A 25,197-nucleotide genomic window follows, 5' to 3' on the forward strand; every position below is an offset into this window, starting at 1 on the left:
TGGAGGACCCGTGAACCTGTTCGACCTCTCCGGCAAGGTGGCCGTCGTCACCGGAGGCACCCGAGGCATCGGGTTGATGATGGCCCGCGGCCTGCTGGAGGCCGGCGCCCGCGTCTACATCAGCTCCCGCAAGGCGGACGCCTGCGCGGCGGCCGAGGAGGAGCTCAAGGCGTACGGGACGGTCACCGCGATCCCCGCGGACCTGTCCACCGAGGAGGAGTGCCTGCGGCTCACCGCCGAGATCACCGAGCGGGAGCAGGCCGTGCACATCCTGGTCAACAACGCAGGCGCCAACTGGGGTGCGCCGCTGGAGGAGTACCCGGCCTTCGCCTGGGACAAGGTGCTGGACCTCAACCTCAAGTCCCCGTTCTTCCTCACCCGGGCGATGCTGCCGCTGCTGGAGGCGGCCGGCACCCACGACGACCCCGCCCGGGTGATCAACGTGGGCAGCATCGACGGCCTGCACGTGCCGACGCTGAACACCTACGCCTACTCCACCAGCAAGGCCGCCCTGCACCACCTGACCCGGGTGCTGGCCGGCGAACTCGGCCCGCGCCACATCACGGTGAACGCGGTGGCCCCGGGCCCGTTCGAGTCGAAGATGATGGCGGCGACCCTGGAGACGTTCGGCGACGCGATCGCCGAACGCGCCCCGCTCCGCCGGATCGGCCGCCCCGACGACATGGCCGGGGTCGCGGTCTACCTGGCGAGCCGGGCCGGCTCCTACGTCACCGGCGCGGTCATCCCGGTGGACGGCGGCATCGCCACCACCCTCTGAACTCGCGAGGGAGCGGAGGCGCGCCTCCGCTCCCTCAGCTCCAGTCGGGGTGCCCGACGCCCTTCGGGCCGATGGCCACCGGGCTGTCGGCGCCGGGCTGGCCGGTGGGCTGCGGGCTCGCGGTCGGCGGTGCGGCGAAATCGGCGCGCATCGCCCAGATCTCGGGCGTCTCCACCGGTCCGCGGACGAAGGACATCCAGGCCCCGTTGGGGGAGAAGCCCGGATCCATCTCGTGCTCCGGGGTCTCCACCACCCGGTGGCCCGAACCGTCGCGCCTGATGACGGCGATGTCGCTGTTCTGGCCACTCCCGTAGGAACGGGTGTAGCCGATCCACTGGCCGTCCGGCGACCAGATCGGGTCGCCGGCGCCGTTCGGGGACGTGTCCTCGGTGGTGATCTGGGTCCACTCCTGCGGCTCGGCCGGGTCCAGGCAGTAGATCTGGTTGGTGCCGCTCTTGTCGCTCCAGAACGCCAGCTTGCCGTCCCTGGACCAGGTGGGGTCGTCCTTGCCGTACGGGTCGGTGGTCAGCGGGGTCACCTGCCGGGACCGCACGTCGACGACGTGGATCTGGGGGCGCCCGGCCACGGTGGCCATGAAGGCGATCCGCCCGCCGTCGGGGGACCAGGCCACCCGGGTCTTCCCCCGCACCTGGTCGGAGAGCATGGTCTCACCGGAGCCGTCGGCCCGGACGATCCGCAGTTCGGAGCCGCCCTCCTTGACCCGGGTGAAGGCCACCTGCTCCCGATTGGGCGACCACTGCGGCAGGATGTCACACCCGTCGCCGTCGACCAGCCGCCGCCGGGGCGCCCCGGCGTTCGGTGTAGTGATCGCGATGTAGGCGCGGCATTCCCGGGGCCAGCCGGGCGCGACGTCGACGCGGACGAGCATCTGGTCCGTCGGCAGCGGAGCGGGGCCGCCCGACGAGTCCGAGTCGTTCTTGTCGCCGTCGGGAAGCATGGTGAACACGCCCCAGATCCCGGCGGCCACGAGCACCACGCCGAGCCCGCTCGCCAGGGCGGCACGCCGGCCGCGGTTCCCGCCCGCCGGCCGGCCCGCGGCCCGGGTGGCGGGCTGTTCCGGGAACCCCACGACCGCGGGGCCGGGCGGCGGCGGCCCGGGTGGCGGTGGCTGGACGGGCGGGCCGGGTGGCGGGGACCACCGGGGACCCTGATCCGCCACGGTCTCCCCGGCCGGCCCGCCCGCCGCGGGAGCGCTCTCGGCCGGGCGCGGCGGCTCCACCGGGGCGGGAACCGGCGGCGGGGCCGGGCGGGCGGCCTCCGGGGCGGGTGCCGGCGGCGGGAACTCGGGCGACTCGGCGGGCAGGGATCCCGCGGGCAGGGTCTCGGCCGCCGGGGCGGGCCGGGTCGGCGGGACGGCGGGCTCCTCCGGTTGCGGGACGCCCGCCTCATCGGGCCGCCAGGACTCGTGCAGCGTGGTGGTCGCCGCCTCCTCCACGGCCGCCGCCCCACCGGCGGCGGCACCCCCGCCCACCAGGGCCAGCAGCAGTTCCTGGGCGGACGGCCGGTTGCCGGGCTCCTTGTCGAGGGCCCGCCGGACCAGGTCGCCCAGCGGTTCGGGCAGCGCGCCGACCTCGGGCTCGGCGTGCACCACCCGGGCGGCGAGCACCTGGAAGGTGCCCCGGCCGAAGGGATGGCTGCCGTTCCCGGCGTACGCCACCAGGCAGCCCCAGGCGAAGACGTCCACCGCGGGGGTGACCGGCCGGTTGAGGATCTGCTCGGGGGCGATCCAGCCCGGGCTGCCGACCACCTGGCCGGTGCGGGTGTGCTCGGAGACGGCGTCCAGCGCCCGGGCGATACCGAAGTCGATCACGCGCGGCCCGGAGATCGACAGCAGCACGTTGCCGGGCTTGAGGTCGCGGTGCACCAGCCCCGCGGCGTGGATGGCGACCAGCGCGGCGGCCACCCCCACCGCCACGCCGTGCAGCATGCCGGGCGACAGCGCGCCGTTCATCGTCACGTGCTCGGCCAGCGTGGGGCCGTCGATGAACTCGGTGACCATGTAGGCCAGGTCGTCGGCCTGGCCGTGGTCGAGCACCTGGGCGGTGCAGAAGGAGGCGACCCGTTCGGCGTTGGCGACCTCGTCGCGGAACCGGGCCAGGAACGCGGGGTCGCCGGACAGTTCGGGGCGGACCAGCTTGACCGCGACCGTCCGCCCGTCGGGGGCGGTGCCGAGGTAGACGGCGCCCATGCCGCCCTCGCCGATCTTCGAGCGGATCTCGTACGCGCCCACCCGCGCCGGATCCCCCGGCTGCAGGGGACGCTCCGTCGCGGCGCGCCGCTGACCGTCCACTGGTGACACCCTCTATCTAGTGGCCCTGCGGCCCCGTCCCCCCAAACCCGCCCTGACCGTACCGTGATCGGCGGTCGCGGCATACCCGGGCGGAGCCAGGCCGGTGCACTTCCGGCAAATCAGATGATCCGACCAGGGAAAAGGTTCAGCCCGCGGCCGGGTCCGGCCCCTCGATCATGCCGTCCAGCCGTTCCAGGATGACACCCTCGCGCAGCGCCCACGGGCACAGTTCCAGCTCCCGCACCCCGAACAGGTCCATCGCGGCGTCCGCGACGATCGCCCCCGCGGCCAGTTGCGGGGCCCGCGACTCGGAGACCCCGGGCAGCTCGGCGCGCTCGGCGGCGGTCATCTTGACCAGCCGCTCGGCCCAGTCGGTGAGCGTGTCGTGCGCCAGGACGCGCCGGACGTAGAGCCCATCGCTGGAGGGCGCGACCCCGGTGATCCGGGCGAGCTGGCGGAAGGTCTTGGACGTCGCCACCGCATGGTCGGGCGGCCCGAACCGGGCGACCTCACCGACCCGGCGGGCGATCTCGGCCCGGACGTACCGGCGCAACTCCCGCGTCTCCTCGGGAGTGGGCGGGTCACCGGTGAGCCACTCGCGGTTGAGCCGCCCGGCGCCGAGCGGCAGGGAGATCGCCACGTCCGGCGCCTCGTCGATGCCGGAGGCGATCTCCAGGGACCCGCCGCCGATGTCGACCACCAGCAGCCGGCCCGACGACCAGCCGAACCACCGCCGGACGGCGAGGAACGTCAGCCGGGCCTCGTCCCGGCCGGGCAGCACCTGGACGGCGGCGCCGAGGTCGGCCTGCAGCCGGGCCAGCACCTCCTCACCGTTGACGGCCTCGCGGATCGCGGAGGTGGCGAACGCCAGGACGTCCTCGACCCCCTTGTCCTCGGCCACCCGCAGCGCGTCGGCCACGAACGTGCGCAGCCGGGACTCCCCCTCCGGGGACAGGCTCTGGTCGCTCTGCAGGTGGTCGGCCAGCCGCAGTTCGGCCTTGTAGGAGTACGCCGGCAGGGGGCGGGCGCCGCGATGCGCGTCCATCACCAGCAGGTGCACAGTGTTCGAGCCCACGTCGAGCACACCCAGTCGCATACTGACGACGCTACCGAACCCCCAGGGCAAACTGATCAGATGGTCCGGTCTCGGCAGGGTGTCGGTACAGAGATGGTCAGGTCACGGGCGGAGCGACGATGCGCCAGGCCCGCGGTGAGACGGTCCAGGTACGGTGCTCGACCGGGCCGGAGACCTCGCCGTCGCTGTTGATCGGGAACGGCTCGCCGCGCACCGTGACGCGCGTCGCCGTGCGGCGGACGACGTCGGCGCGGTGCTGGTGGGTGCCGTCGCGCAGGCCCAGCGCGTACCCGACCCGGGCGACCGGGCCGGTCGCGGCGGAGACGACCAGGTCCAGCAGGCCGTCCCGGGGGGAGGCGCCCGGGGCGAGCCGGCCGGCGCCGCCCGCGATGGCCGGGGCGTTGCTCAGCGCGACCATCAGCACCCGGTCGTCGGCGACGGTCTCCCCGTCGGCCTCCACCCGCAGCCGCCAGCCCGGGTGCCGGATACCGGCAAGTACCGCGCCCACCGGGAACGCGGCGGTCTTGAGATAGGGCTTGAACCGGGTCGCGGCGGCGGCCGCCGCCGCGCCGACGCCGACGTGCACCGCGTTGACCGCGATGTCGTCGCCGTCGTCGACGAGCAGGTCGAGTTCGCGGGGCCGGCCGGTGAGCAGCAGCCGGGCCGCCTCCCCGGGGTCGAGCGGGATGCCCAGGTTGCGGGCGAGGTCGTTGCCGGTGCCGAGCGGCAGCAGGCCCACCGTCCGGCGGTCGAGTTCCCCGCGCCGGTGCAGGGCGCGGACCAGTGCGTGGATGGAGCCGTCCCCGCCCGCGGCGACGACGGTCGTGGCGTCGTGCTCGGCCAGGAGCTTGTCGAGTTGGTCGGGCTCCGCGCAGGGGACGACCGTGACCTCCTCGGTGCCGCCCGCCCGGAGCGCGTCCACCGCCCGGCGCACGTTCTCGGCGTCGGTGGTGCCCGCCTTGGCATTGGTGATGACCAGCAACGTTGTCTCCTCCCGATCCGGAGGGCATATAGCCGGGAGGGCGACGGTCAAACCGGTCGTTCAGCCGGGGGCGGGAACGGGCTCGGCGGTGCGGCCGGCGTCGTAGGCGGTGCGGGCCGCGGCGATCTCGCCCTGGTGCCGGGCCGCCCAGGAGGTGAACCCGGCCAGGTGCTCGTACAGTTCGCGGGCCATGCCGGTCGCCGCGTACTCCACCCGGGGCGGCACGGTGGGGTAGACGGTCCGGGTGAGCAGGCCGTCGCGTTCCAGGTTGCGCAGGGTGAGGGTGAGCATGCGGCGGCTGATGCCCGTGATCTGCCGTTCGAGCTCGGTGAAGCGCACCGGGCCGTGGGCGGTGGCGACGAGGACGCTGATGCTCCACTTGCCGCTGATCCGGTCGATGACCTCGATCACCGGGCATACGTCCTTGATGTCGAACTCGGGGTCCATGCCGCCTGCCTTTCCGGGGAATTCCATGGTCACATGCCGTTTCCTCAGTAACAACGAGTGTCCTTCAGCTGCTCATCCGGGTGCGGGCAGCAGCCGGTTGAGCAGGTCGTCGAGGCTGACGATGCCGATCGGCCGGCCATCGAGGCCGAGGACGGCGGCGAGCTGGGCGCGGTCGCGCCGCAGCGCCGTCACGGCCTGGGTGATCGGCGTGTTCGCCGGCAGTTGCGGCACCGGCCGGGCCAGCTCGGCGGCGGCGCGCGACCCGAACGGATCGGTCAGCGCCTCCCGGACGTGCAGCGCCCCGGCGATCGAGCCGTTGCCGCCGCGGACGACCAGCCGGGTGTGGCCGCTGGCCGCGGCGGCCCGGCAGATCTCGTCGAGGTCGGCCGTGGCGGGCACGGTGGTCACCTCGGCGATCGGGACCACCAGCGGCTCGATGGTGGCCTGCCGGGTGGTGATGGCGCTGCTCAGCAGGGCGTGGTCGAAGCGGTCGATCAACCCCAGCCGGCGCGACTCGCCCAGCAGGAACCGCAGCCGCTGCGGGTCGGTGCGGGTGGCGATCTCGTCGCGCGGCCGGACGCCGCCCAGCCGCAGCACGAGGTTGCTCGCACCGTTCAACACGGCCAGCAGCGGCCGCACCAGCCGGGTGAACCCGCGGAACGGCAGCGCGAGCAGGATCGCCGAGCGCTCGGGGTGCGCGATCGCCCAGGACTTGGGCGCCATCTCGCCGACGACCATGTGCAGGTAGGTCACCACGGTGAGGGCGACCGCGAACGCGATGGGGTGGAGCAGGGCCTCGGGCACCCCCGCCGCGTGCAGCGGGCCCTCCAGCGCGTGCGCGAAGATCGGTTCGGACACCATGCCCAGCCCCAGCGTGCACATGGTGATGCCGAGCTGTGCCCCGGCCAGCATGAGGGACAGTTCCCGGATGCCGGCCACGGCGGAGGTGGCGGCGCGGCTGCCCCGGGCCGCCGCGCGCTCCAGCCGGTGCCGCTTCGCCGCGACCAGCGCGAACTCGGCCCCGACGAAGAACCCGTTCCCCGCCAGCAGCGCCCCGGTCACCACGGCTCCGGTCAGCGGGTCCATCGTTCCTCCTCGGTCCCGGCCGCAGCGGGTTCGGGTGCCGGCCGGACCCGCAGCCGGGCGCGGGCGGGCACCCGCCGGCGCAGTGCCAGCACCTCGGTCTCGACGGTGCCGGGCCGGGCGTCCACGGGCATGCTGTCCGGGTCCTGGGGCACCGTGACGGTGTCGCCGACGGCGGCCATCCGGCCGAGCGCCACCATGATCAGGCCGGCGAGCGTGTCGTAGTGCTCGCCTTCGGGGAGCGCGGCCCCGGTGGCCTGGTTGATCTCGTCGATGCGCAGGCCCGCGTCGACCTCCCAGCCAGTCTCGGTGCGGGCGGTCAGTGCGGGGGCCGGGTCGTTCTCGTCGGTGATCTCCCCGACCAGTTCCTCGGCGACGTCCTCGAAGGTGACGATGCCGGCCAGCCCGCCGTACTCGTCGACCACGCAGATGAACTCCTCGCGGGCCTCGTGCATGCGCTGCACCAGGGTGTGCAGCGGCAGTGTCGCCGGGACGAGCAGGGCCGGCCGGGCCAGCGGGCCCACCGTCAGCTCCTCGAACGGCGCCGCGGGCCCCGCGGCGCGGGCGGCGGCGAGTTCCCGGGCGCCCACCACCCCGACGACCTCGTCGATCTCCTGGCCGAGCACCGGGTAGTTGGAGTGCCCGGTACGGGTGATGATCTTCAGTAGCTCGGTGACCGTCGTGTCGGCGGTGGTCGTGACCACCTTCGGCCGCGGCACCATCACCTCGTCCGCGCTGTGCTCTCCGAAGGTCAGCGCGCGGTCCAGCAACTGGGTCAGGTCGGGTGGCAGATGCCCGCTACGCCCGGATTCCCCGATGATGTCGCTGAGCTCCTCCAGGGTGGCGCCGTGGTGGAGTTCCTCCACCGGTTCCACCCCGACCCGGCGCAGTAGCCGGTTGGCGGAGGCGTCGAACAGCCGGACCACCGGGCCGGCCACCGTCAGGTAGGCCAGCGTCGAGGCGGCGAGCATCCGGGCCAGCGGCTCGGGCCGGGCGATGGCCCAGTTCTTGGGCGCGAGCTCGCCCAGCACCATCTGCACCACGGTCGCCAGTGCGAAGCCCACCGCGACCGAGATCGGCCCCGCTCCGGCCACTCCCAGGCCGGTGAGCAGCGGTTCCAGCAGCTGGGCCAGCGCCGGTTCGGCGATGAACCCCACCACCAGGGCGGTCACGGTGATGCCGAGCTGGGCGCCTGACAGCATGAACGACAGCCGGGCCATCACCTGGAGCGCCCGGCGGGCCCGGACGTCGCCCTGCTCGGCCTGCGCGCTCAGCACTGCCCGGTCGGCCGTGGTGTAGGCGAACTCCTGGGCCACGAAGTAGCCGGTGGCCACCGTGAGCACCAGCACCGCGACGATCCCCAGCAGGGCGCTCGTCATGACACCGGCCTCTGCGACGGGCCGGGACTATGGTCGCAGTCCGCGGACACGGACGCACCAACCCCTTCCACTTCTTCCTGTTCAACCTGCAAGAACGGACAGGTCACTCCCTACGGTTCCCCGCCGGAAAATACGCAAAAACACGGACGTTCAGGACAGGAGAGCGCCCGACTGCGGAGCGTGTCCGGTTCACTGCGGTGCGGATTTTACTTTGCTCAACGTTGTCACCTCTTGCCCTATGTATATATCGGTCAGTACTTTCACCTGATATCGGCCTGTTACCTACCTCCCTCCGGGGGGTGCGGGCCGATCGCCGAATCTCCGCGGCGCCCCCTCGGGCCCGCGGGAGCCGGGGACCCACTGTCTCTGGGGTGAATCCGCCGCGTGCGGTAGGGCGACTCCTGGCCCGAACCCGTCAGCTAACCCGGTAGGCGCCCTAGGGAGATGCTGATGGATCCGATTGGTAAGAAACTGCTGGACGTCGCCAAGGCCGAGCTCGGTTACCAGGAGCAGGCGGGCGGCTACACCAAGTTCGGGGACTGGTACGGCAAGAACGTCGAACAGGATCCCGCCTTCAAGACCGCGCCCTGGTGCGACATGTTCCTGGCCTGGGCCGCCAACAAGACGGGCGTCAAGGACTGGGCCGGCCAGTTCGCCTACACCCCCTCGCACGCGAATTGGTTCCGGGAGAAGGGAGCCTGGGGGACGACGCCCGAACCCGGGGCGGTCGTGTTCTTCGCCTGGTCGGGCTCCAAGGACCTGGACTCCATCCAGCACGTGGGTCTGGTCGAGCGGGTCGGCGGCGACGGAAGCGTCCACACCATCGAGGCCAACACCGACGGCGTGCACCTCAAACGCCAGGTCCGCGACAGCGGCACCATCGTCGGCTACGGCTACCCCGCCAAGGTCGTGGTGCCCGGCCGGTCGGTCGAGTCGGTGACCGGCGCCGAACGCCAGGGCGACCAGCGCGCGGGCGAGAAGGGGAAGACCGAGCGGGGCACGGGCGAGCGCAAGCACGTCCCCAAACACGGCAACCACGGCGTCTCGCCCGGTGAGGTCGGCGACGGCGGCACGTCGTCCGGGGTGTCTTCGAACACCCTCGCGCCGGGCGGGCGGCCCGCCGACCCCGTCGAGCAGGAGGTGGTCCTCTGCAGCCTGCTGGCGGCCATCGTCATCGGTACCGCGGCACTCGCCGTCGGCCGCTCCACCGCGGCCCGGCTGCCCGCCTCGCCGGTACGGGTCCGCAAGAAGGGCCGCCACCACCGCTGCCCGGCGGAACTGCCCGCCGGCATGGTTCCGGACGACCTGACGGCGGCCGAGGACACGACGGCGACCATCGCCGCTGTGACCGAAACCCTCGCACAGGCCGGTCCGGAAGACGACCGGCGGGTCGTTCCGGCGGAGCCGGTCACCGTCGCCGAGACCGAGGCCGAGGCCGAGGCGGCGCGCACCGCCACCGTGTCCCTGCCCCGGCTGCGCAGGCGGGGCAAGCACCACCGCGGGCCGGTGGAACTGCCCGACGGGATGACGACCGCCGACCTGGCCGAGGCCGACGCCGCCACCGAGTCGATGCCCGCGATCAGCGCGGCGGCGGCCGCCGAGGCCGAGGACCGCGAGTTCTGGGGCCGGATCGCCCACCTCGAAGAGGACGGGGAACTGGCCTTCTGGAGTTCGCTGCACGCGGCGAAGGCGGAGGAGCGGGTCGAGGCCGTCCGCTGAGCGGGTTCCGGGCCGCGGCGGATGCCGCCGCCGCGGCCCGGGTCCCAGGGCTATATCGTCCTGAGCGGTTCGCGCATGGTGGCGATCTCGTCCTTCTGCCCGGTGATGACGGTGCCCGCCAGGGTCCTGGACGATATCTACCAGGGCCACCCGTGCCGACCTACGGTGGAGCCGGTCCACGGGGAGGAGCTCCGAGCCATGAGCGAGACCCTGCGGCGGCGGCTCGGGGTGACCGACGCGGTGGTGATCGGCCTGGGCGCGATGCTCGGCGCGGGCATCTTCGCGGCGCTGGCGCCCGCCGCCGCGGCGGCCGGGTCCGGGTTGCTCGCCGGGCTGGCGCTGGCCGCGGCGGTGGCGTACTGCAACGCCACCTCCTCGGCCCGGCTCGCCGCCCGCCACCCGCAGTCCGGGGGGACGTACGTTTACGGCCGCGAGCGGCTGGGGGAGTTCTGGGGGTACCTTGCCGGCTGGTGCTTCGTCGTCGGCAAGACCGCCTCCTGCGCGGCGATGGCCCTGACCGTCGGCGCGTACGCGTGGCCGGGCCGGGAGCGCGCGGTGGCCGTGGCGGCGGTGGTCGCGCTGACCGCGGTGAACTACGCCGGGGTGCGGAAGGCGGCCTGGCTCACCCGGGCGATCGTCGCGGCCGTGCTGGCGGTGCTCGCCGCCGTGGTGACCGCCTGCCTCACCGCGGGCGCGGCCGACCCCGCCCGGCTGGACCTGGGGTTGGGCACCGGGCCGGGCGGGGTGCTCCAGGCCGCGGGGCTGCTGTTCTTCGCCTTCGCCGGGTACGCACGGATCGCCACCTTGGGGGAGGAGGTGCGCGACCCCGCGCGGACCATCCCCCGGGCGATCCCGATCGCGCTGGGCATCGCCCTGGCGGTGTACGCGGCGGTGGCCGTCGCCGTCCTGGCCGTTCTCGGCCCGGCGGACCTGGCGTCCGCCGCCGCCCCTCTGGCCGACGCCGTGCGCGCGGCCGGCGCCGGATGGCTGGTCCCGGTGGTGCGCGTGGGAGCCGCCGTCGCCGCGCTCGGATCGTTGCTGGCGCTGATCCTCGGGGTCTCCCGGACCGTCCTGGCGATGGCTCGCGACCGGCACCTGCCGCACGTCCTGGCCGCGGTGCACCCCCGGTTCGGCGTGCCGCACCGGGCGGAACTGGCCGTGGGCGCCGTCGTCGCGATCCTGGTCCTGGTGGCGGACCTGCGCGGCGCGATCGGGTTCTCCTCCTTCGGCGTGCTGGTCTACTACGCCGTCGCCAACGCCGCCGCCTGCACCCTGACCGCCGCCGAGAACCGCCCACCCCGGCTGATCCCCGTCGCCGGGCTGGGCGGCTGCCTCCTGCTGGCCTGCACCCTGCCGCCGCCGGCGGTCCTCACCGGCACGGCCGTCCTCGCGGCCGGGGCCCTGGCCTACGCCCTGCGCCGGTCCGCCGCGGCCAGGAGGTAGACATGTGGCGCGGCCGTCAGTTCCGCGCCGTCCGGCCGCGGCGTACCGTCGACCGTGGCGGGCCCGGAGGCGATCTGTCCGAAGAGCCGGCCGCCGGGGTCGGGCCGGCCGCGCTGGACCGCTGAGCCGCCCCCATCCGCTCCGGGCCCGCCACCACATGCGCCGGGTTCTTCAGTTGGAGTGCAGGTCGCGGCGGCGGAAGCCGGCGAGACCGGCGGCGACCAGGGCGGCGGCGAGGGCGGTCAGCGCGACCAGCGGGAGCAGGTCGAACTCGGCGCCGGGCAGCTGCGGGACGTGGCCGAACGGTGACAGGTTCATCGTCCAGGACGGCAGCTTGAGCAGGCCGCTGAAGATCCCGACCGTCAGGGCGTACACCAGCAGCACCCAGGACAGCGCGATCGCCCGGGGCGCGAGCCCGAACAGCGCGACGGCGACCCCGACGGTCACCCACAGCGCGGGCACGTAGCAGAGGCCCGCGCCCAGGATCCGGAACAGTTGCCCCGCATCGCCCGCCGTGGCCGCCGCGCCCAGGCCCAGGCCCAGCGCGCTGAGCAGGATCACCGCGGCGCCGCCGAACAGGGCGACGGCCAGCTGACCGCTCATCCACCGGGCCCGGGACGTGGCCGTGGCCAGCACCGGCTCGGCCCGCCCGGCGGTCTCCTCACCGCGCAGCCGCTGCGCCGCCAGGATCGCGTAGATCGCGGAGATCGTCGCCAGCATGGAGAGGATCAGCGCCAGGAACGCGTCGGTGAAGCTCGTGCCGGGGCTCTGCGCCACCCACTCCCGCAGGGCCCGGTTCCCCTCGATGGCGCTCTCCACGTCCTGGATGAGGGACCCGTACATCAGCCCGAACAGGAACATTGCCGTGCCCCACCACAGCAGGGCGGCCCGGTGCAGCCGCAGCGCCAGGCCGAACGGGGTGCCCAGGAATCCCGACCCGGTGCGCGGCCCGGGCCGGGGCCGGACCAGCCCGGCGCCGACGTCCCGCCGGGAGGTGAGGGCGAACGCGACCGCGACGAGCGCCACGGCGAGGACGGGGGCGGGCACCAGCGGCCACCACCGCTCGTCGACGTAGGGCCGCATGGCCTGGGCCCAGCCGATCGGCGACAGCCACGACAGCGCACCATCGCCCATGTCACCGGCCGCGCGTAGCGCGTAGGCAAGGCCGATCAGCGCCCCCGCCAGGCCGGCCGCGCCGCGGGCGTACTCCACCAGCTGTGCGGTCACGGCGGTGATGGCGGTGAACAGCAGGCCCACCGCGGTGAGTCCGGCGCCGAACGCCAGCGAGCCCGCCCAGGTGATGCTCTCGACTCCGCTGGTGCCCAGCCCCAGCACGATCAGCGCGCCCAGCACCAGGTTCGTGCCGCCGACCACGATCAGCGCGGCCGTGGTGACCGCGTGCCGGCCCACCACCGCGGCCCGGACGAGCTCGGCCCGGCCGCTCTCCTCCTCGGTGCGGGTGTGCCGGACGAACAGCAGCACGCTCATCAGCGCGACGAAGATCGCCAGGAAGCCCAGGATCTCGTTCCCCATCATCGCGCCGAACGTGTAGTCGTCGAGGCCGTGCCCCGGGCCGCTCAGCGCGGCCCCGGTCGGGCTGGTCATCAGCTCCGCCCTGGTCTGCCGGTCGCCCACTGTCGGGTAGTTGGTCGGGAAGGTGGAAACGCTCCCGACCGTGGAGAACGTCAGCGCGGCGATCCACACCGGGATCCGGACCCGGTCGCGGCGCAGCGCGAACCGGACCAGCGCCCCGGTGCCGGTCAGCGACCCGCCCCGGGCGTGCGCCCCGGCGTGTACGGCGACCGCGGTCATGAAGCGGCCTCGGCGCGCACCCCGTTGGCGGCGAGTTCGTCACCGTAGTGCCGCAGGAACAGCTCCTCCAGCGTGGGCGGGTGGCTGACCAGGCTGCGCAGGCCCGCCTCGCCCAGCGCCCGGACGGCGGTGGTGAGGTGCTCACCATCGACGTCGAAGCGCACCCGCGCGGCCTCGGCCTGGACGTTGTGCACGCCGGGCAGTTCGGCGAGGCCGGTGACCGGGTGGGCCGTCTCGGCCTCGATCGTGGTGCGGGTGAGATGGCGCATCTCGCTCAGCGCGCCGCTCTGCACGACCTTGCCCTGCCGGATGATGCTCACCCGGTCGCAGAGCTTCTCGACCTGGGCGAGGATGTGGCTGGACAGCAGGACCGTGCGCCCGGCCTCCCTGGCCTCCAGGATGCACTCCTGGAAGACGGCCTCCATCAGCGGGTCCAGGCCCGCGGTGGGCTCGTCGAGGACCAGCAGTTCGGCGTCGGAGGCGAGCGCGGACACCAGCGCCACCTTCTGCCGGTTGCCCTTGGAGTAGGTGCGGCCCTTCTTGGACGGGTCGAGGTCGAACCGCTCGCAGAGCTCGTTGCGGCGTGCCCGGTCGAGCCCGCCGCGCAACCGTCCCAGCAGGTCGATGGCCTGTCCTCCGGTCAGGGCGGGCCACAGGTCCACGTCGCCGGGCACGTACGCCAGCCGCCGGTGCAGCTGGACCGCGTTGCGCCAGGGGTCGCCGCCCAGCAGCACGGCGCGGCCGGAGTCGGCTCGCAGCAACCCGAGCAGCACCCGGATGGTGGTGGACTTCCCGGCGCCGTTCGGCCCCAGGAAGCCGTGCACCTCGCCGGTGGTGACCTGGAGGTCGAGGCCGTCGAGGGCGCGCGTCCGGCCGAAGGTCTTCACCAGACCGGAGACGTCGATGGCGGTAGTCATGCGCTGAGATTACACAGTCTTCATGAATTCGTGAAGGTACTAAAATCGAGGGGAAGGGTGACAGGAGGGAGCCGGTAGGGTTTTCCCACTTGATCGAGGGGGTGAGCGTGCCACTGTCGGACACCGCGGACCACGAGGAGGCCCTGCTCCGTCTCGTGGAGCAGTTCGCTCTGGTGCTGCATGAGAGCGGGCTGCCCAGGATGACCGCCCGCGTCTTCGCGTACATCATCGCCGACGACGCCGAGAGCTACACGGCCGGCGAGCTCTCCGCCGGCCTGCGGGTCAGCCCCGCCGCGATCTCCACGGCCGTGCGGCAGCTCGTCCAGACCGGCCTGGTGGCCCGGGAGCGCCGTCCCGGGGAGCGCAGCGACCATTACCGGATCTACGACGATGACGTCTGGAGCGCCATCACCGTGCAGCGCCTGCCGCTGCTGCGCCGCTACGAGGAGATACTGGCCGCCGGCCTGGAGGGATTGGACCCCGCCCGCCCCGGCGCCCGGCGCGTCCGCGAGACCATGGAGTACTTCCGCTTCATGCGGGCCGAGTTCCCCCAGGTGGCCGAACGCTGGCGCGAGTACCGCAGGCAGCACGGCCTAGGCCGCCCCGACTAACCGCCCTCGGCCATGTCCAGCACCCGGGTGACGGTGTTCCAGTTACGGACCGTAGCGTCCACCTTGAGGTGCTTGGCCAGCAACGGATTGAGCTTCGCCCGCCCCAACCCATGGGGAAAGTACAGGTAAAGCTCCCGCTCCCCGAGGTGCATCTCCTCCGGCGCATAAGCCCGCGGATCGATCACCTCCGGCAACCCCGGATCCGGCGCCCCGCTCAGAAACGCCACCGCGAACTTGGCCGGATCACGCACCGGCACCGGATTACGATCGACCACCCCCCGCAGCTCGGCGGCGGTACGCATCATGACCACCACGGTGAGCCCCAACTCACCAGTGATGCGCCCCTCGATCTCGGCGGCAAGCTCGCCCCCCGCCCGGTCCGGCGCGGTGAAGACGGCGTTACCGGTCCGCAGGTATGTCGTGACGTCGGCGTACCCCAGCCCAACCAGCAACTCCCGCAGATCAGCCATGGCAATCTTGTTAGGCCCACCCACATTGATGCCACGCAGCAACGCCACATACCTGGTCATCGCACACCCCTCACCCGGTTGCCCGGGCATCATAGGGGCCACCCCCGACATTCCCCCCAACACCTCCAGCCGGCCAGGCACACACCAGAAGCAAGCGAAGACCTCACACCCCAGGCCAACCCAAGGCGATCCCCACAACACCAACTCCGCACCACCCGGCAAAGCCCTGACTGCACCCCGTCAACAAGAGCCCCCTACGGCGTGTCTCGAAGTGGGTCAGGTGCCGATGGTCCTGGTTTGCTCGCGAAAGATCCAGCCCCTCAACCCCACCCCGTTGACCTGGCCAAAGCCCGCCACCGGGCGCATACATCCTCAACGATCACGTCGGCAAGGGAGCGGTGCGGGCCCAGCCGCTGGCGGTACCGCAGGGGCTTGTGACCTCACTTCGAGACAGGCCTTAGCCGCCCACCAGACCACCAGCCCCACGCGAATCCCCAGCCCACCCCCAAACCTAAGGGAACAAAAACACAAAGCCGCTCGCGAAAACCCGCAATCGCAACCACAAGAGAACATGGGAAGCGCAACCACAAGGGCCCAAGCCGCAACCACAACTAGAAAGCGCAACCACAGGGGCCCAAGCGCAACCACAAGGCGCCAGCGCAACCACAGGGGGCGTGGGGGCGGAGCCCCCACATCGGGGGCCCGGGGGTCGCCCCCCGGAAAAACATGGCGGCCCAACGGCGAAGCCGCCCCCGAAGGGGGCGGCGAGCAGACTACACCCGGCTCGTGGGCGATACTGGGTTCGAACCAGTGGCCTCTTCCGTGTCAGGGAAGCGCTCTCCCGCTGAGCTAATCGCCCGTTCCTGGGGGTGCCAGGGGTGGGGGGTGGTGCCGGGTGTGACGTGGAGGTGGAGACGGGATTTGAACCCGTGTACACGGCTTTGCAGGCCGTTGCCTCGCCTCTCGGCCACTCCACCGGAGTGAGGCCGCGCTGCTGGCCTCTCCGAGCGGAAGACGGGATTCGAACCCGCGACCCTCACCTTGGCAAGGTGATGCTCTACCACTGAGCCACTTCCGCGTGCGGCTTCGGGTTTTCCCGAGGCGCAGGGACAACTGTAGCGGAATCCGGGCGTGCTCGCGCGCGGGGTGGTGTGAAGCGGTGCGCTGTGGCAAGGGGTGGGATATGAAGACGATGCGAACGCGTGTGGTCCGGGCGGAGGGGGATGCGCGGGCTCTGCTCGGGGTCTACCTCAATGACCATCTGGCGGGGGCGACGGCGGGCTTGGGGTTGGTTCGGCGGACGGCTCGTTTCCATGGGGGCGCGGCGGGGGAGACGTTGCGTGGGCTGGCCGAGGAGATCGCTGCGGACCGCGAGGCGCTGCTGGACATGATGATCACGCTGCGGGTGCCGATCCGGCGCTACAAGATCGGCGTGGGGTGGGCGATGGAGCGGTTGGGCCGGTTGAAGCTGAATGGCCGCTTGCTGAGCCGGTCGCCGCTGAGCGGGGTGGTGGAGTTGGAGAGCCTGCGCATGGGGGTGCAGGGCAAGGCGGAGACTTGGCACACTCTGCGCCTGTTGGCGAATGTCGAGCCGCGGCTGGATCCGGTCCGGTTGGACGGGTTGGTCGAGCGGGCGCGCCGGCAGGCGAAAACGTTGGAGGAGTTGTGCGAGGAGGAGACGGTGGCGGTGTTCGTCCGGGAGGCCGGGTGAGCGGTCGCTCACCCGGCCGGTGACGTTCAGAGCCCGGCGGCGCGACCGATGATCTCCTTCATGATCTCGTTGGAGCCGGCCCAGATGCGGGTGACCCGGGCGTCCATCCAGGCCCGGGCGACCCGGTACTCGCGCATGTAGCCGTAGCCGCCGAACAGCTGGACACAGCCGTCGATCACCTGGTTCTGCACGTCGGAGCTCCACCACTTGGCCTTGGAGGCGTCCACGGTGGTGAGCTCGCCGGTGGTGTGCTCCAGCAGGCAGGCGTCCACGAACGCCCGGGCCACGTCGAGCCGGGTGACGAGGTCGGCGACCAGGAACTTGTTGTGCTGGAAGGAGCCGATCGGCTGCCCGAACGCGGTGCGCTCCTTGACGTACTCGACCGTCTCGTCGAGCACGCCCTGGGCGTGCGCGATGTTGGCGACGGCGCAGGAGAGCCGTTCCTGCGGCAGCCGCTCCATCATGTGGATGAAGCCGCGGTTCAGCTCGCCGATGACGTGCGTGCCGGGCACCCGGACGTTGTCGAAGAACAGTTCCGAGGTGTCGGCCTCGGGCTGGCCGACCTTGTCGAGCTTGGTGCCGCGGGTGAAGCCGGGCATGCCGGCCTCGACCCCGAACAGGGTGATGCCCTTGGCGCCCCTGGCCGGGTCGGTCTTGGCGGCGACGATGACCAGGTCGGCCGAGCCGCCGTTGGTGATGAAGGTCTTGGACCCGTTGATCACCCAGTCGTCGCCGTCGCGTACCGCCGTGGTCTTGAGCGCGGCGAGGTCGGAGCCGCCGGAGGGCTCGGTCATCCCGATGGCGGTGACGATCTCGCCGGTGCAGAAGCCGGGCAGCCAGCGCTTCTTGGCCTCCTCGGTGGCCAGTTCCAGCAGGTAGGGGGCGCAGATGTCGATGTGGATGCTGAAGATGGAGTTGTAGGCCACCGCCACTCGCGCCAGTTCCTCGCCGACCACGGCGTTGAACCGGAAGTCGCCGGCGTCCTGGCCGCCGTACTGCTCGGGCACCTGCATGCCGAGGATGCCGAGCCGGCCGGCCTCCAGCCAGACCTCGCGGGGGAGCGCCCGCTCCTCCCTGATGCGTTCGTCGAGCGGGAGCAGCGTCCGCTCCACGAACTCCCGGACCGACTCCCTGAACAGTTCGTGGTCGGCCTCGTACACCCGTCGCCGCATTACCGTCCTCCAGCCGTGCGCGGACATTGGCGGTCAGTCTACTGAGCAGTCGCTTATTCTCGGGGGGTGCCCCGACTCGAACCGGCCGCCCTTGCGGAGGAGACCTCCGACGACCTGTGGGCCGACCACGACCCACCCGCCTCGCGCCGCCTGCTGCTGGCCGCGGTCGACTCCTTCGCCGAACTCGGCTACCACGGGACCACCACCCGGCAGATCGCCGCCACGGCCGGGATGAGCCCCGCCGCCCTGTACGTCCACTACCGCACCAAGGGCGACCTGCTGTTCCAGATCGCGCTGACCGCCCACGAGTCGGTGGTGGCCACGCTGCACGCCGCGATGGACCCCCGGGCCGCCCGCCCGGCCCGGATCCGCGCCATGGTGTACGCCTTCACCCGCTGGCACGCCCGCCACCACCGGGCCGCCCGGGTCATCCAGCAGCACGAACTGGCCGCGCTGCCCGCCGACCACCGCGAGCGGGTGTACGCGCTGCGCCGCGAGACGGCCCGCATGTTCCTCGACGAGGTGAGCGCCGGCGTGGCGGCCGGGGAGTTCGACGTGCCCGACCCGGCGGGGACCACCCGCGCGCTGACCTCGCTGGGCATCGACGTCGCCCGCTGGTACGACCCCGCCGGCGCCCGGAGCCCCGAGGAGATCGCCGCCCTGTACGCGCACCTGGCCCTGCGCATGCTCGGCGTCCGCCCGGCCGGCTGACCTCGCTCAGGTCGCCACCGGGATGTACGCGGTCTCCACCCAGCGCGGCGGTTCGGGCGGGTTCGCTCCGATCAGCGCGGCGACGAGCCGGTAGGACGCGGGCTCCTCGGGCCACGGGGTGAACCCGTCGGTGAGCACGATGACCACCTGGGGCCGCTCGCGGAGCGCCGCCTCGATGCCCACCCGCATGTCGGTGCCGCCGCCCCCGGCGAGCGTCACCTGGCCCGCGGAGGTCACCCGGGACACCGCGTGCACGTCGGCGTCGCAGGCCAGCACGCTGACCCGGTTGCCGCCGACACCGACCTCCCGGAGCACGCCGGTGATCTCGGCCAGCGCCGCCGCGAGATCGTCCTCGCCCATGGAACCGGAGGTGTCGACGACGATCGCCACCCGGGGCAGCGGGCGGCGCAGGCTCGGCAGCACCACCCCGCGCAGCGCCGGGGTGCGCCGCGACGGGCGGCGGTAGGTGTAGTCGACGGCACCGCCGGTCCAGGCCACCGCCTCACGGACGGCCCCCGCCAGCACCCGCCGCCAGTCGACCACGGGTTCCAGGATCTGCTCGGCCCAGCGCTTCCAGCCGGCCGGCAGGTGGCCCCGGCTGCGCTGGTGCGCGCGCATCGCCTCCGCGGTGCTCCGGCGCAGCGCGTCCGCCTCGACCGGGCCCATCCCGCGCGGCCCGCCCCGCTCCCAGGGGGCCGGCCGGCCGTGCGCCCCGGACCCGCAGTCGAGCACGACCGTCTTCGACGGCGGTATCCCCGGGATGTACTGCTCGAACAGCTGCCCCTCGGACAGCCCGAAGTCGCCGGGCACCACCCGGCCCGCCGGCAGCGCCAACCGGTCGGCCAGCAGGTCGTCGTTGATCTCGCAGTCCTGGGCGAGGTTGACCCGCAGCCGGTCGCGCTGGTCGGCCGCGGGCAGCCGGTCGGCCCGGCCGTGGTGGTCGCGCAGCAGGTGCGCCACCTCGTGGATCCACACCCCGGCGAGTTCGGGCACCGGGGTGGCGGCGACGAAGCCGGGCGAGACGTAGCAGCGCCAGTGCCGGTCGACGGCCATCGTCGGCACCGCGTCGCTCGGCACGATCGACAGCGAGTACAGGGCGGACGACAGGTAGGGGCGGTCGGTCGCCGCCCGGTACCGGGCGGCGAGCAGCTTGACCCGGTCGAGCCCGGTCACTTCAGGGCGCCGGACAGCTGGAGCAGGTCCAGGAAGCCGTCGATGCCGCTGGGCACCGGCCAGTCGAGGTCGCGCATCGCCGCCAGGTCCATCGCCGCCCGGGCCGCCACATCGGGGGAGCCGGCGTCGACGGCCTTGGCCAGCACCGCCCAGCCGGCCTCCCAGCGCGCCCGGGTGAGCTCGCTCTGGACGGCCGAGACCACCGCGGTCAGGAACGCCAGCTGCCGGTCGCCGCGGTCGGGCAGCGCGAAGGCGTCCGGGTCGGCCAGCACCCGGTTCGGGTCGGGCAGGTCGAGCTCCTCCAGGTAGGTCAGCAGTTCCAGGCCGGCGCCGTCGCCCACGGCACCGACCACCACGGCCGCCAGCGCCTCACCGCCTGCCCCGGTGGCGTACGCGGTGGCGATCAGCCGCAACGCCATCTCCCAGGTGCGCGGCGACGGCCAGGCGCCGCCGCGGGCCTCGGCGTCGGCGGGCAGGTGGTGGACGAGCCCGGGCCGGGCGGTGAGGAACCCGGAGATGGCGCCCCGCGCCCGGGCGATCGCCCCCGGCACCCTGGCCGGGTCGACGACCGGGATGGGGACGGCCGGCCAGGTGCCGGCCATGCCGCGGGCCACCGTCCGCGGGTCGTGCGTCCAGTGCAGGTGGACGAACCGGTTGGCCAGCGGCGGGCTCAGATGCCAGCCGTCCGCGGCGCTCGACGGCGGGTTGGCGGCGGCGACCACCCGGACGGGCCCGGGCAGGGTCAGGCTGCCCACCCGCCGCTCCAGCACCACCCGCAGCAGCGCCGCCTGGACGGCGGGCGGCGCCGACGACAGCTCGTCGAAGAAGATCAGCCCGCGCCCGGCCGCGGTCAGCCGGACCGCCCAGTCGGGCGGCGCCATCGGCACGCCGGTAGTGGCCGGGTCGTCGCCGATGATCGGCAGCCCGGCGAAGTCGGACGGCTCGTGCACGCTGGCGATGACGGTCTCCAGCGGGACGCCGAGCCCGGCGGCGAGCTGTTCCATGCCCGCGGACTTGCCGATGCCGGGCTCGCCCCACAGCAGCACGGGCTGGTTGGCGGCGACCGCCAGGGCCAGCGCGGTGAGCTGCGTGTTCTCGGCCGGCTCGGTGCGCCAGGCACGGGCCTGGGCGTTGAGCGCGTCCGCGGCGGCCAGCGGGTCGGGGGGCAGGTCGTTCACTCGTCGTCCTCGTCGTCCTCGTCCTGCTCCTCGTCGTACGCGTCGTACCACTCGTGGCCGACGTCGGGGCACTCGCGCTGCAGCCGCTCGTCCAGGAACTTCAGGTCGGTGCGCCGGTGCCGGCGGATCAGGTTACTCAGCGACCACTCCTGGTGGTCGAGCACGTCGATTCGCGCCCCGGCGTCCAGCAGCGCGCGGACGAGCGCCGTGGACCCTCCGTCGCCCACGGCCACGTGCAGCGGGGTGCGCTGGTGGTGATCCTCGGCCTCCAGGTCGAGCCCGGCCGCCAGCAGCCGGGGCAGCAGCGCCTCGTGGTCGACCAGGTGCAGCAGGTGCAGCAGGGAGCGCTGCCGGCCGTCGCGCACGTGCGGGCTGATCCCGGCGTCCAGCAGCGCCAGCACCCCGGGGGCGTCGCCGTGCTGCACCCGGTTGAACAGTTCCCTCCGCTGGGCGCGCAACCCCTTGGGCAGCCACCGGCCGCCGCCGCGCCAGGCCCGCTGCACGGCGAAACACCCGGAGATCTCGCCGCCCAGCGCCTGGAGGGCCTGCTCGCGCCGCTGCTCCTCGGCGGTGTGCGGCATGGTGAGGCCGTCGCCGCCGGGCGCCACCTCGTGCCACTCGCCGCGGCAGCGGACCCGCACCGGAACAGGGGATGCTTCGGGGTCGGGTGGCCCGGCCGGGCCCGCGTCGGCCGGGCGGGCGGGGAACAGCGCCGCGCGGATCAGCGGGTGCAACCGCTCGGGGGTGAGCACGCCCTCCCGCAGCAGGTCCAGGTCCACCGGCCGCCGCCAGCTCGACGCCGGGGCGATCGGGGCGTCGCCGGCGCCCTCACGCCGGATCAGCTTGAGGCGCGGCCGCCCGTCCCGGGCGTCGATCAGCACCGAGTAGCGCCAGCCGTGCGGGATGACCAGCCGGTCGGCGCCGAGCAGCTCGGCCTCCGCAGCCAGCCGGGTGAGGGCCAGGGGCAGCGCCGTCAGCACCGGCAGCGGGTCGATCTTCTTGTTGTAGTAGCGCCCGAGGTCGAGCGGCGTGGGGTCGAGGTCGATGCCGGCGGCGGCGAACGCGGCCTCGACCTCTCCCCGCCCGTGCAGCAGGGAGACCCACTCGGTGCGCGCGACGGGATCGCCGGGACCGGGGTCGGCGGCGGGCAGTTCGGCCGCGCCGAGCGGGGTGCCGTCGGGGCGGAAGAACGGGGTCCGGTCGCCGCCGCCCCACCGCTCGCGCAGCTCATCGGTGCGCCGGGCGTCCCAGAGGTGCCGCGACCGGGCCCAGCTGTACCGGGCACCGAAGGGGAACTCCGCCGCGCTGCCCTCCTTGCTGCGCATCCGGCCGAAGGCCAGGGTGAGCCGCTGCGACCCGTCGGCCATGGTGGGCGTCCGGAGCCGCAGCACCGCCCCGCCCGCCTGGTCGTGGTCGGCGAGGATCACCGCCTGGTGGGTGGCGAGCGTCGAGCGGCCGCCCAGGATCCGGGGCAGGTGCCAGCGCGCCAGCTCCGGGGCGAGGTGCAGCAGGTCGTCCTCCAGCGCCGCCGCGACCTCGGCGCCGTGCGTCCGGGCGACCTCGGCCGGGTCGAACGCGACGTCGACGTTCGCCGCGGCGCAGGCGCCGCGCCAGTCTCCGGCCAGCCGCCGCTCGGTGGCCCGCTCGATCATCTGGCGGGGCACTGCGTACCGGCGGACCCGTGCCCAGCTGGACCGCTCCTCGGGCGTGAGCACCCGCGGTGCCGTCGCGCTCACCGGTAGACGCTCCCGATCGCGTGCAGGTCGGGGTGCACCTGGGCGGCCGGGCGCAGCCGCGGCGCGAAGGTCCGCTTCACCTTGCGGGGCACGCCGGGGCCCAGCCCCACGTACTCCAGCCGGGTGCCGGCGGTGACCCCGGCCAGCAGGGTCTTGGCCCCCCGGCCGGTGAGCCCGGTGTGCCGCAGCTCCAGCCGGCGCAGCGGGCTGCCGGGCAGCGCGGCGGCCAGCGCGGCCGCTCCCGCGTCGCCGGTGGCGTTGGGCGGCGCGCCCAGGCTGCGCTCCGACGGCGGGCGGCCCAGGTCCAGGGCCTCGATCCCGCCGAGCGCGCCGGCCAGGGCCTGCGCCCCGGCCGGGCCGATGCCGTTGCCGCCCAGGCCCAGCCGGATCGGCCGCGCCGGGTCGGCCGCGCCGGCGAGTACCGCCGCGCCGGTGTCGCCCAGGTGGTTGGCCGGTAGGTACAGCTCGCGCACCCCGGCGTCGCGGACCAGGGCGGCCAGCAGGTCGGCGGTGTCGGCGCCGAGCCCGTTGCCGCCCAGGAACAGCCGCTCGACCGGCACCGGCCGGTCGGCGAGCACGTCGAGCAGGGCACGCAGCCCCGCGGCGGTGAGGCCGGTGTTGACCAGGTCCAGGGTGCGGATCGCGGTGTTGTCGCGCAGCATCGCGGCGACCGCCCGGGCGCCGGCGTCGCCCACCGGGTTGCGCTTGAGCCACAGCGCCCGGACGGTGCCGTCACCGGCCAGCCGGTCGGCGAGCGCGGCGGCCCCGGAGCCGCCGATGCGGTTGCAGCCCAGGTAGAGGGTCTCGAACCCGTGCCCGCCGGCCAGCGCGGCGGCGACCGCCCCGGCACCGGCGTCCTCCAGCGCGTTGGTGCCCAGCAGCAGGTGGACGGCGTGCGGCGAGCGCGCGGCGGCGGGCAGCACCCGGGCCGCCCCCGCCGCGCCGAGCCCCTGCTTGCACAGGTCGACCCGCCCGTCCGGCTGGAGGGTGCCCAGCGTGCAGGACTCGGTGACTGTCACCGGGGCCGGGTCGGCCAGCCGGGCGAGCAACGGGTCCAGCCCGGCCGGGTCGGCGAGCGGCACGTCGGGGTGCTCGATCGCGGGGCAGCGTACGGGCGTCGGCTCCTTCATCACCACTCCACCGGTCGGTAGTCCTTCAGGAACAGGCCGGACAGCCGTTCCCCGCCGATCCCGCGCACGATCGGGTCGTACACCCGGGCGGCGCCGTCGATGACGTCCAGCGGCGGGCGGAACCCCGCCGCCCGCTGCGCCGTCTTGCCGGGATGGGGTCGCTCGTCGGTCACCCAGCCGGTGTCCACGCTGGTCATGTGGATGCCGGCGGCCGCGTAGTCGGCGGCCGAGGTGCGGGTCAGCATGTTCAGCGCGGCCTTGGCCATGTTGGTGTGCGGGTGCCGGACGGTCTTGTGCTCGCGGGAGAAGCTGCCCTCCATCGCCGACACCTGCACCACGTACCGGTCGGGCCGGGGCGACGCCTCCAGCAGGCCGCGCAGCCGGGAGGTGAGCAGGAACGGGACGAAGGCGTTCACCAGCTGGGCCTCCATCCACTCGGCGGGCTCCACCTCGTGCAGCCGCAGGCTCCAGCTGTTGCGGGCGCGCAGGTCCAGCGGCTGGCCGGTCTCGTCGGTGCGCCCGGCCGGGAACAGCGCCGCGAGCTCGTCCTCGCGCACCGCCACCGCGGAACCCCCGCCGGTCCGGTCGCCCGCGGCGCCGATGCGCACCAGCGCGGCCCGCCCGGTCAGCGGCGCGGCCTCGGCCGCGCGCACCTCCCGGTGGTAGGCGGCCGGGCGGCGGATCGTCTGCGCCGCGTTGTTGACCAGGATGTCGAGGTGGTCGAACCGCTCGTGCACGGCGTCCAGCAGACCCGCCACCGCCGGCATGTCGAGGAAGTCCACGCCGTGGACGTGCAGCCGGTCGAGCCAGTCGCCGGAGTCGGGGACGGCGGCGTACCGGCGGGCGGCGTCGCCGGGAAACCGGGTGGTGACCAGCACCTCGGCGCCGTCGCGCAGCATCTTCAGCGCCACCTGGAACCCGATCTTGATCCGGCCGCCGGTCACCACGGCGCGGCGCCCGTGCAGGTCGCAGCGGGCGTGCCGGCGGGCCAGGTTCTCCTCGGCGCACGGCGGGCAGAGCAGGTGGTACTCCGAGTGCACCTGCCGGTAGGTCGCCTTGCAGACGTAGCAGCGCCGGGAACCGGCCAGCGGGCGGACCGCCCCGGAGACGTCCGGCTCCGGCTCGGGCCCGGGGTCCTGCTCCCGGTAGCGGGCCGCGGCGGAGGTCGCCGCGCGGTCGTGCCGCCGCCGGTCGGCGTGCCGGGCCGCCTTGCGGGCCTTCTTGCCGGCCCGGTACACCTGCGCCGCGGCCTCCCGTACCGCCTCCCAGCCGGGGTCGGCCGGGTCGGCGGCACGGGCCGCGGCGAGCACCCGCAGGCACGCGTCGATGTCCGCCGGGTCGGGGTGGACCGGGGGCATC

Annotated in this window: 21 protein-coding genes, 3 tRNA genes and 1 riboswitch; of the genes, 6 read left to right on the plus strand and 18 right to left on the minus strand. The window is 73.7% G+C overall.

From position 1 onward, the window contains the following. The first annotated feature begins 10 nt into the window (after window positions 1-10). Complete coding sequence (locus tag DPM19_RS00530; RefSeq protein WP_111862759.1) at window positions 11-778, plus strand: SDR family oxidoreductase; 768 nt, start codon at window positions 11-13, stop codon at window positions 776-778. Between the two features lie 34 nt (window positions 779-812). On the opposite strand, the gene DPM19_RS35100 is transcribed toward DPM19_RS00530, so the two are convergent. The 6 genes from DPM19_RS35100 to DPM19_RS00565 form a co-directional block, all read right to left on the minus strand. Continuing rightward, window positions 813-3,089 carry a protein kinase domain-containing protein gene (locus DPM19_RS35100; protein WP_158566660.1) on the minus strand — a complete coding sequence of 759 codons (2,277 nt, stop codon included), beginning with the start codon at window positions 3,087-3,089 and terminating at the stop codon, window positions 813-815. A gap of 145 nt (window positions 3,090-3,234) precedes the next feature. Further along, entirely contained in the window at window positions 3,235-4,185 is a 951-nt protein-coding gene (locus tag DPM19_RS00545; protein ID WP_111862761.1) for a Ppx/GppA phosphatase family protein, read from the minus strand. Window positions 4,186-4,261: 76 nt separating this feature from the next. Beyond that, complete coding sequence (locus tag DPM19_RS00550; RefSeq protein ID WP_111862762.1) at window positions 4,262-5,146, minus strand: diacylglycerol/lipid kinase family protein; 885 nt, start codon at window positions 5,144-5,146, stop codon at window positions 4,262-4,264. A 60-nt stretch (window positions 5,147-5,206) separates the two neighbouring features. Beyond that, complete coding sequence (locus DPM19_RS00555; RefSeq protein WP_111863315.1) at window positions 5,207-5,620, minus strand: winged helix-turn-helix transcriptional regulator; 414 nt, start codon at window positions 5,618-5,620, stop codon at window positions 5,207-5,209. 45 nt (window positions 5,621-5,665) lie between these two features. Further along, a complete protein-coding gene (locus tag DPM19_RS00560) occupies window positions 5,666-6,679 on the minus strand; it encodes a hemolysin family protein (protein WP_111862763.1) in 1,014 nt (337 codons plus the stop codon). Then, complete coding sequence (locus DPM19_RS00565; protein ID WP_111862764.1) at window positions 6,667-8,055, minus strand: hemolysin family protein; 1,389 nt, start codon at window positions 8,053-8,055, stop codon at window positions 6,667-6,669. The genes DPM19_RS00560 and DPM19_RS00565 overlap by 13 nt, the downstream gene beginning before the upstream one ends. A 301-nt stretch (window positions 8,056-8,356) precedes the next feature. Next, window positions 8,357-8,504, plus strand: a riboswitch (cyclic di-AMP (ydaO/yuaA leader). 1 nt (window position 8,505) lies between these two features. Between DPM19_RS00565 and DPM19_RS00570 the strand changes: the two genes are divergently transcribed. Both DPM19_RS00570 and DPM19_RS00575 read left to right on the plus strand, forming a co-directional pair. Next, window positions 8,506-9,774, plus strand: coding sequence for a CHAP domain-containing protein (locus tag DPM19_RS00570; RefSeq protein WP_158566661.1), 1,269 nt, complete (start codon window positions 8,506-8,508; stop codon window positions 9,772-9,774). 198 nt (window positions 9,775-9,972) lie between these two features. Beyond that, window positions 9,973-11,217, plus strand: a complete 1,245-nt coding sequence (locus DPM19_RS00575) for an APC family permease (RefSeq protein WP_111862766.1) — start codon at window positions 9,973-9,975, stop codon at window positions 11,215-11,217. A gap of 171 nt (window positions 11,218-11,388) precedes the next feature. Here the strand turns inward: DPM19_RS00575 and DPM19_RS00580 are convergent, their stop codons facing one another. Together DPM19_RS00580 and DPM19_RS00585 are read right to left on the minus strand one after the other, a co-directional pair. Next, window positions 11,389-13,029, minus strand: coding sequence for an ABC transporter permease (locus DPM19_RS00580; RefSeq protein ID WP_111862767.1), 1,641 nt, complete (start codon window positions 13,027-13,029; stop codon window positions 11,389-11,391). After that, the gene (locus DPM19_RS00585) at window positions 13,026-13,946 is read right to left on the minus strand and encodes an ABC transporter ATP-binding protein (RefSeq protein WP_111862768.1); all 921 of its coding nucleotides are present in this window, start codon (window positions 13,944-13,946) and stop codon (window positions 13,026-13,028) included. The genes DPM19_RS00580 and DPM19_RS00585 overlap by 4 nt, the downstream gene beginning before the upstream one ends. 107 nt (window positions 13,947-14,053) lie before the next feature. Between DPM19_RS00585 and DPM19_RS00590 the strand changes: the two genes are divergently transcribed. Next, window positions 14,054-14,557, plus strand: coding sequence for a GbsR/MarR family transcriptional regulator (locus DPM19_RS00590; protein WP_199484756.1), 504 nt, complete (start codon window positions 14,054-14,056; stop codon window positions 14,555-14,557). Here DPM19_RS00590 and DPM19_RS00595 read toward each other — a convergent pair. The 4 genes from DPM19_RS00595 to DPM19_RS00610 form a co-directional block, all read right to left on the minus strand. Continuing rightward, window positions 14,554-15,138 carry a DUF1697 domain-containing protein gene (locus tag DPM19_RS00595; RefSeq protein WP_407642463.1) on the minus strand — a complete coding sequence of 195 codons (585 nt, stop codon included), beginning with the start codon at window positions 15,136-15,138 and terminating at the stop codon, window positions 14,554-14,556. The genes DPM19_RS00590 and DPM19_RS00595 overlap by 4 nt on opposite strands. Before the next feature lie 676 nt (window positions 15,139-15,814). Continuing rightward, window positions 15,815-15,886: transfer RNA gene (locus DPM19_RS00600), tRNA-Val, on the minus strand. Between the two features lie 44 nt (window positions 15,887-15,930). Continuing rightward, window positions 15,931-16,004, minus strand: a tRNA-Cys gene (locus tag DPM19_RS00605). A gap of 29 nt (window positions 16,005-16,033) precedes the next feature. Next, window positions 16,034-16,105, minus strand: a tRNA-Gly gene (locus tag DPM19_RS00610). A gap of 105 nt (window positions 16,106-16,210) precedes the next feature. On the opposite strand from DPM19_RS00610, the gene DPM19_RS00615 reads away from it, so the two are divergent. Further along, on the plus strand, window positions 16,211-16,738 hold the full coding sequence (locus DPM19_RS00615; RefSeq protein WP_146778706.1) for a hypothetical protein: 528 nt from the start codon (window positions 16,211-16,213) through the stop codon (window positions 16,736-16,738). Between the two features lie 26 nt (window positions 16,739-16,764). Here the strand turns inward: DPM19_RS00615 and DPM19_RS00620 are convergent, their stop codons facing one another. Further along, a complete protein-coding gene (locus DPM19_RS00620; protein WP_111862770.1) occupies window positions 16,765-17,910 on the minus strand; it encodes an acyl-CoA dehydrogenase family protein in 1,146 nt (381 codons plus the stop codon). 66 nt (window positions 17,911-17,976) lie between these two features. On the opposite strand from DPM19_RS00620, the gene DPM19_RS00625 reads away from it, so the two are divergent. After that, window positions 17,977-18,621 (plus strand): TetR/AcrR family transcriptional regulator, encoded by a 645-nt coding sequence (locus tag DPM19_RS00625; protein ID WP_233509731.1) that lies wholly within the window; start codon window positions 17,977-17,979, stop codon window positions 18,619-18,621. 6 nt (window positions 18,622-18,627) lie between these two features. Here the strand turns inward: DPM19_RS00625 and DPM19_RS00630 are convergent, their stop codons facing one another. Genes DPM19_RS00630 through DPM19_RS00650 form a run of 5 tightly spaced genes read right to left on the minus strand, consistent with a single transcriptional unit; the run spans window position 18,628 to window position 25,196 of the window. After that, window positions 18,628-19,794, minus strand: coding sequence for a vWA domain-containing protein (locus tag DPM19_RS00630; protein ID WP_111862771.1), 1,167 nt, complete (start codon window positions 19,792-19,794; stop codon window positions 18,628-18,630). After that, complete coding sequence (locus tag DPM19_RS00635; RefSeq protein WP_111862772.1) at window positions 19,791-20,972, minus strand: AAA family ATPase; 1,182 nt, start codon at window positions 20,970-20,972, stop codon at window positions 19,791-19,793. Before DPM19_RS00635 ends, DPM19_RS00630 begins: the two co-directional genes overlap by 4 nt. Then, window positions 20,969-22,708, minus strand: a complete 1,740-nt coding sequence (locus tag DPM19_RS00640) for an ankyrin repeat domain-containing protein (protein ID WP_111862773.1) — start codon at window positions 22,706-22,708, stop codon at window positions 20,969-20,971. Before DPM19_RS00640 ends, DPM19_RS00635 begins: the two co-directional genes overlap by 4 nt. After that, the gene (locus tag DPM19_RS00645) at window positions 22,705-23,838 is read right to left on the minus strand and encodes a leucine-rich repeat domain-containing protein (RefSeq protein WP_111863319.1); all 1,134 of its coding nucleotides are present in this window, start codon (window positions 23,836-23,838) and stop codon (window positions 22,705-22,707) included. Before DPM19_RS00645 ends, DPM19_RS00640 begins: the two co-directional genes overlap by 4 nt. Further along, the gene (locus DPM19_RS00650) at window positions 23,838-25,196 is read right to left on the minus strand and encodes an SDR family NAD(P)-dependent oxidoreductase (RefSeq protein ID WP_111862774.1); all 1,359 of its coding nucleotides are present in this window, start codon (window positions 25,194-25,196) and stop codon (window positions 23,838-23,840) included. Before DPM19_RS00650 ends, DPM19_RS00645 begins: the two co-directional genes overlap by 1 nt. Window position 25,197: the final 1 nt, after the last annotated feature.

Origin of the sequence: Actinomadura craniellae, from assembly GCF_003289645.1 — a bacterium.
In the GTDB taxonomy this organism is placed as follows: domain Bacteria; phylum Actinomycetota; class Actinomycetes; order Streptosporangiales; family Streptosporangiaceae; genus Actinomadura_D; species Actinomadura_D craniellae.